The following is a 5318-nucleotide window of genomic DNA, read 5'->3' on the forward strand; positions in this document are numbered from 1 at the left end:
TGATAATTTTCGAGAACGGGTATTAGCTTGCTTCTCTAATTAGATAAAAATATCACCGTAAGTTCTGGAGAACCGTCTTGATAATGATTTAGGATTGCTATAGCAGCTTGTTTCTTGGTAATTTCTACAAATTCATAGCTGTCCCAAATTTCAGGATCGGGCGAATATTGCCTACCTTCCCAGTAACACCTGCCGTATTCGGGAACCCAAGCAGTTTGATAGTGCTGTGCGAGCGATCGCGCCAGGGTAGTTGTGCCGCTCGATTCTACACCCAGCACGCAGACTCGTTTGGCAAAGTAGGCTTTGGCTGGGGGAGTCAGCATTTGCCAGTGTTCGGCTAAGTGCGATCGCAATTGCGTTCCAGAAATCGGGAATTTGAGCCGTTGGCGATCGACTGCACAGTGTTGAGATCCCATCAGTTTTGCCCAAGGTTCGCCATAATCTTCTGAAGTAAAAGCGATATCGGGTTTTCGCCCGGAAAGCACCTCAAGAGTCCTCTGAGCCCAAGGTTCGGGGGCTTCCGGCAAATCGTCGAGCACTTCGATAACTTCTGCGTCAGGATGCAAAAACCGAATCCAGTCGGCTCTAACGCTTCCTGCAACTGCTTGATTTGTTTTGTAACAGGCGAGAACGATTAAACGGTCAACCTTTTTTTTAGCTTCTCGAATTAAGTAGTCGTGTCCTTTGTGGAAGGGGTAAAATTTGCCTACAGTAACACCCAGGATCATAAAGATTGCTGCTGTTTTAACTTTTGTTCCGAGTAAATCCGCTGAAAATTTTGCAGTCCGTAAATTGCCATTAACCAAAATATCGCGTACAAAATACTCGTCAGATATAGCCCGCGCGAGGCATACAAGGGAACGTAAATCGTGTCTGCAACAATCCACAAATACCAGCTTTCGAGATAGCGTTCCATCAGGTACAACTGGGCGATCGCGCTTAAGATGGTGGTCAGGGCGTCCCAAAATGGTGCTGCACCGCCCAAATATACTAATACTGTTCGCAAGCCAAACACGCCAACTGTAACTAAGACTGCGGTGAGGATGAGCCAGCGTTGGTTCATGCGACATACAGGTTTTTCTGTGCTGTTTTCGCCGCCCTGCAGCCAAATATAAATTGCTTGCAAGCTCGTGACTAAATAGAAGAATTGAATCGCAACTTCGCCGTAAAGTTTAACTTGATAAAACACCGCAGCGTAGGCGATAACTCCGATTAAGCCGATCCACCAGCCTAGGGGATTGTTTTTAGCAAGCAGCCAAACGCTCCAAGCAGAAGCGATCGCGGCTATCGCTTCGATTAAGTCGAGTTGGATAGGGACAAACCACTGCACTGAAAGCAGGAGCACGAAGATGCTTGCTGCGAAGCCGATTAAGTTCGGCAGGTTCGCTTTTTTCATGGCAATCCCTATCTGGGCTGGCTATATTGACTGCGAAATCAAATCCGAATCCTTTTTGTCCTTTGAGCGATCGACTGAAAAATCTTCATAGTACGATCGCTCAGTATTCACATCCCACAAATCGTGCTTTTCGCCGAGAATATTTCTCACAGCCAGTATCCCCGTCAGCATAGAATGGTCTTGGTTGTTGTATCGGTGCATACCGTTGCGCCCGATCGTCTGCAAATTCTCAAATCCCTTCAAAAAACCTTCAAGTACCTGCAAGTGTCCTCGATATTCCCCATCATAAACTGGATAAGCTTTAAGTTGCCGTATGACAACTCCATCTTCCACATCAGCAGTTGTTGCTAACCCCAGACCCACCAATTCGCGAGTTGCTAATTCGACAAGTTCCGCGTCCGACATTTCCCAAATCTCGTCGCCTACGCTACAGAAATATTCCATTCCTAAACAACTTTTGCTGACATCGGGAACTAAAGCGGCGCTCCAATTCTTAAAGTTTTGAATTCGTCCAACTTTGGCTTCGGGAGAGTGAATGTAAATCCAGTTGTCAGGAAACAAATCCTTGCGATTGACAATCAGTGATACAATCAAAAAATCTCGATATTTGAGCGATCGCGCGGCGTGCAATACCTCTTCGGGGGGCTGCGGTTTCATTCTTGCTACCAGCGCCGATATCGGCATACTCGTAATGAAATTATCAGCCGAATATTGAACTAATTCTCCGTTTTGCTCCGCAGTAATACTTTTAATCTTATTACCTTCACGCTCAAAGCTAATCACTTTAGTATCGAGATAAACTTTCCCGTCTTTATTCTCCACAGCTTCGGCGAACTTTTCCCACATCATCCCCGGCCCCAAAGCCGGATAGTCAAACTCTTTTATTAATGTTTTGGTGTCGTTGCTGCCAAACAAAGCATTAATAATTGCAGTCGTCAGGGACAATCCTTTAATCCGCTGCGCCGCCCAATCTGCTTGAATTTCCGAACAAGGGATGCCCCAAACTTTTTCCGTGTACGTCTTAAAAAATGTTTTATACAAGCGTTCGCCAAAACGATTGATCACCCACTGTTCAAAAGTTTTTTCTTCGGTAAGTGGCCAAATTCTCACTTTCACATAACTCAAAATAATCAGCGTACTCTCAATTATGCCCAAATTAAAGAGAGTATTGAAGGCACTGATCGGATAGTTAAAAAATTTACCTCGATAAAAAATTCGCGACAATCGCGGCACTTTAATAAACTCATTTCCCAGCACCTCTTGCCACAACTGCTGCACGGCTTCAACTTTAGTATAAAAGCGGTGGCCCCCAATGTCGAAACGATAGCCTTTGTAGGTTTCGGTTCGAGCTATTCCCCCAACTTTATCACCTTTTTCTAGTACAACAGGGATAATGCCTTGCTTGACAAGCTCGTAGGCAGCAGTCAAGCCCGCAGGGCCTGCACCGACGATCGCAACAGGATAATGTTTCACTCAGCCTACCTCCAGCTTTTTGATCCAAACTATACAGTTATTTATAACTTGTCACAGTGATATATGCACCCGTGAATACCCTGAGAAACTATCGAGCGACCTGATGTTAAGGGACGATTGGCTTTAATTTATGGAGCGGATACTGGCAAGCTAACTTTGCCAGTCACAGGCTTTTTTTGGTATAAGTAGCGACCAGTGCCGATCGCGAATGCCAGTCCGCTGTAAAAGTAAAAAAGCCAGTGCCAAGGAATTGTTTTCAGGGCAAATACGATACCGTGTTTACGGTAAAAAAATCGGTAAAGCGGTGCATTAATTGCTACCAGTGGTAGGGCCAGCAAAGCAGCCAGTAGCAGAAAGCTCAGCGACCAGCAGGTTCCCAAAATTGCCAGCAGGACTGCATAAGTTAAAATCACGCTGATGCGGTTTGAAACTTGCAGGTTGAGGTCGTTATTCAATTTGCGATCGCGCCAAATCAGTTCTGTCCAAGGCAGTGCTCGGTAGAAAAAGTCAGCTTTCACCATACCCATAGGTTTCCACCGCTTTAAATGCTTCACCTGCAATGTTTTGCACAGCCGAATGTTATAACCTGCTTGTTTCAAACGGTAGCCGAACTCAATATCTTCGATCGAAGCTTGGCGGTAACTCTCATTAAAGCCGCCCATTTGCAAAAAAATTTCCCGGCGAATCACTCCGCAAGCGCCCCAAAAAGTCGAAGCTTCTTCGTTACCTGTTTGGTGCACGTAGTGGTGCAGCAAGTTCCTGTATTGCGATAGAAAATCAGGATCTCCAGGATCATCGTCGTAAGAGCCAATGAAAGCAGCTAAGTAGGGATTATTTTTGAACACTGATACCGCATAGCCGACAGCTTCTGGACAAACAGCGACATCAGCATCCACAAAAAACAGAATATCTCCCTTTGCAGCTTGGGCACCCAAATTCCTTGCCCGCGCTGGCCCCCCGCATTCGGGAATCCTGATGACTTTTGCGCCGAATTCCTTTGCCAGACGCCAAGAACCGTCGCTTTCGCCATCTGCTACTACAATAATCTCGATCGGTCTAGGCACAGCTTGAGCCAGTTTTGACAAACAGGTGCGGAAGTAAGCGCCCCCGTTGTGGACTGGGATAATAACGGATACAGTGGGGTCGGCGGTAGAAATCATTACCTAAATTGTTTAAATTGCAGGGGCTAAAATTTGCTTGAATTTTATTGGTGCTACTTTACGAAGGGTAAAATCAGCTCTACTTTTTTATTTATAACTCGATTTCTGTTTATCTTCAACTAGATTTTTTTTTGGTATTTTCGATCTGATTTTTCCCCTGATACCTGTATTCTACGCCATAGCTTGCTGAGAGTGACCTGATGTAGACAACAGCTTTACAAAATCTTTAAATATATGATTGTTTGTGTAAACTTCGGAAAAAGCCCCAGCAGCATTTTGGTGTGGCTGTATTGAACCGCACAAAACAGTGATTTTATAAGTAAGCCCACCGTATAAAATAAAACATCGTTTATACGGACACCCACGAACTGTCAGGACTTGCGCGGTACAATTTCTTTTACAGACGTCATCCGCGAGTGACTCGTGCACCAAGTCTCGATCGCGACTGCGGAGTAAATCCACACTTTATGACTTTTGGCAACCTATTTTAAATATAGGTCAAATATACGTCTTAAAATTTCCGACGCTGTACGATCAAGGTTGGGTAATTTGCTAACATACCCTTAGCGAGCTCCCTTTGAACTAAAACTTTTACCTAAACCATTTTTTATATTACATGAACACCTCCCAAAATACTTTAAATCAGCGATTAGTTTCAGTCATCATACCAGCTTGCAACGCTGACAACTTTATTACTAAAACCTTAGAGCCTGTCTTATCTCAAACTTCTCAAAACATAGAACTTTTAGTAGTTGATGACGGCTCTACAGATACAACAGCCGAAATCGTCCAATCTTTTGCTCAAGAAGATAGCCGAGTCAGCTTATTCCACCCATCAAATGCCGGCGTCGCCGTCGCCCGCAACCTAGCAATTGAGAAATCAAAAGGCGAATATATTGCTCCCATCAATGCCGAGGATATTTGGTCTCCCCAAAACCTATAAAAACCAGTGAACTGCCTGATTTCCTCAGAACAATCTGTCGGACTTGTCTATTCCTGGTCAGTTGAGATAAATGAAAAAGACTTGCTCACAGGTGGATTTTCTAACTCCAGCATCGAAGGAGAAGTTTACACAGCATTAATTTATAAATATTTTATAGGCAATGCCAGCTCATCTCTAATCCGCCGCGTTTGTGGCTCTACCGAACCTAGTATGTAAAAAAGTTAATAATTTTTATAAAAATTAACTACAAAGTATAAAAATTAGGCGCGGGAAAGCTATTATATATTGACTTACAGGTATTTTTATGATTAAATAAAGTTAGACATTGCATAAATTAAAATAAAAA

General features: G+C 43.9%; 6 protein-coding genes. 2 read left to right on the plus strand and 4 right to left on the minus strand.

Features of this window, described 5'->3' with window-relative positions; all coding sequences use genetic code 11:
* Window positions 1-35 precede the first annotated feature (35 nt).
* The 4 genes from QUA04_RS28485 to QUA04_RS28500 all read right to left on the minus strand — a co-directional run bounded on the left by QUA04_RS28485 (window position 36) and on the right by QUA04_RS28500 (window position 4029).
* A complete protein-coding gene (locus tag QUA04_RS28485) occupies window positions 36-728 on the minus strand; it encodes an AAA family ATPase (RefSeq protein WP_333263805.1) in 693 nt (230 codons plus the stop codon).
* Window positions 725-1396, minus strand: coding sequence for a nicotinamide riboside transporter PnuC (pnuC, locus tag QUA04_RS28490; RefSeq protein ID WP_333263808.1), 672 nt, complete (start codon window positions 1394-1396; stop codon window positions 725-727). Before pnuC ends, QUA04_RS28485 begins: the two co-directional genes overlap by 4 nt.
* A 21-nt stretch (window positions 1397-1417) precedes the next feature.
* Window positions 1418-2869 carry an NAD(P)/FAD-dependent oxidoreductase gene (locus tag QUA04_RS28495; RefSeq protein ID WP_333263811.1) on the minus strand — a complete coding sequence of 484 codons (1452 nt, stop codon included), beginning with the start codon at window positions 2867-2869 and terminating at the stop codon, window positions 1418-1420.
* A gap of 128 nt (window positions 2870-2997) precedes the next feature.
* A complete protein-coding gene (locus QUA04_RS28500) occupies window positions 2998-4029 on the minus strand; it encodes a glycosyltransferase family 2 protein (RefSeq protein WP_333263814.1) in 1032 nt (343 codons plus the stop codon).
* 616 nt (window positions 4030-4645) lie between these two features.
* Here QUA04_RS28500 and QUA04_RS28505 point away from each other — a divergent pair.
* Both QUA04_RS28505 and QUA04_RS28510 read left to right on the plus strand, forming a co-directional pair.
* The gene (locus tag QUA04_RS28505; RefSeq protein ID WP_333263817.1) at window positions 4646-4972 is read left to right on the plus strand and encodes a glycosyltransferase family A protein; all 327 of its coding nucleotides are present in this window, start codon (window positions 4646-4648) and stop codon (window positions 4970-4972) included.
* A 6-nt stretch (window positions 4973-4978) separates the two neighbouring features.
* Window positions 4979-5188, plus strand: a complete 210-nt coding sequence (locus QUA04_RS28510; RefSeq protein WP_333263820.1) for a hypothetical protein — start codon at window positions 4979-4981, stop codon at window positions 5186-5188.
* Window positions 5189-5318: the final 130 nt, after the last annotated feature.

The organism is Microcoleus sp. S13_C5, assembly GCF_036700845.1.
In the GTDB taxonomy this organism is placed as follows: domain Bacteria; phylum Cyanobacteriota; class Cyanobacteriia; order Cyanobacteriales; family Microcoleaceae; genus Microcoleus.

What these genes read in the sequence shown, in the direction of transcription:
- QUA04_RS28485 (WP_333263805.1), bottom strand. Translation starts at nt 728, where the DNA reads ATGATCCTGGGTGTTACTGTAGGCAAATTTTACCCCTTCCACAAAGGA.
- pnuC (WP_333263808.1), bottom strand. Translation starts at nt 1,396, where the DNA reads ATGAAAAAAGCGAACCTGCCGAACTTAATCGGCTTCGCAGCAAGCATC.
- QUA04_RS28500 (WP_333263814.1), bottom strand. Translation starts at nt 4,029, where the DNA reads ATGATTTCTACCGCCGACCCCACTGTATCCGTTATTATCCCAGTCCAC.
- QUA04_RS28505 (WP_333263817.1), top strand. Translation starts at nt 4,646, where the DNA reads ATGAACACCTCCCAAAATACTTTAAATCAGCGATTAGTTTCAGTCATC.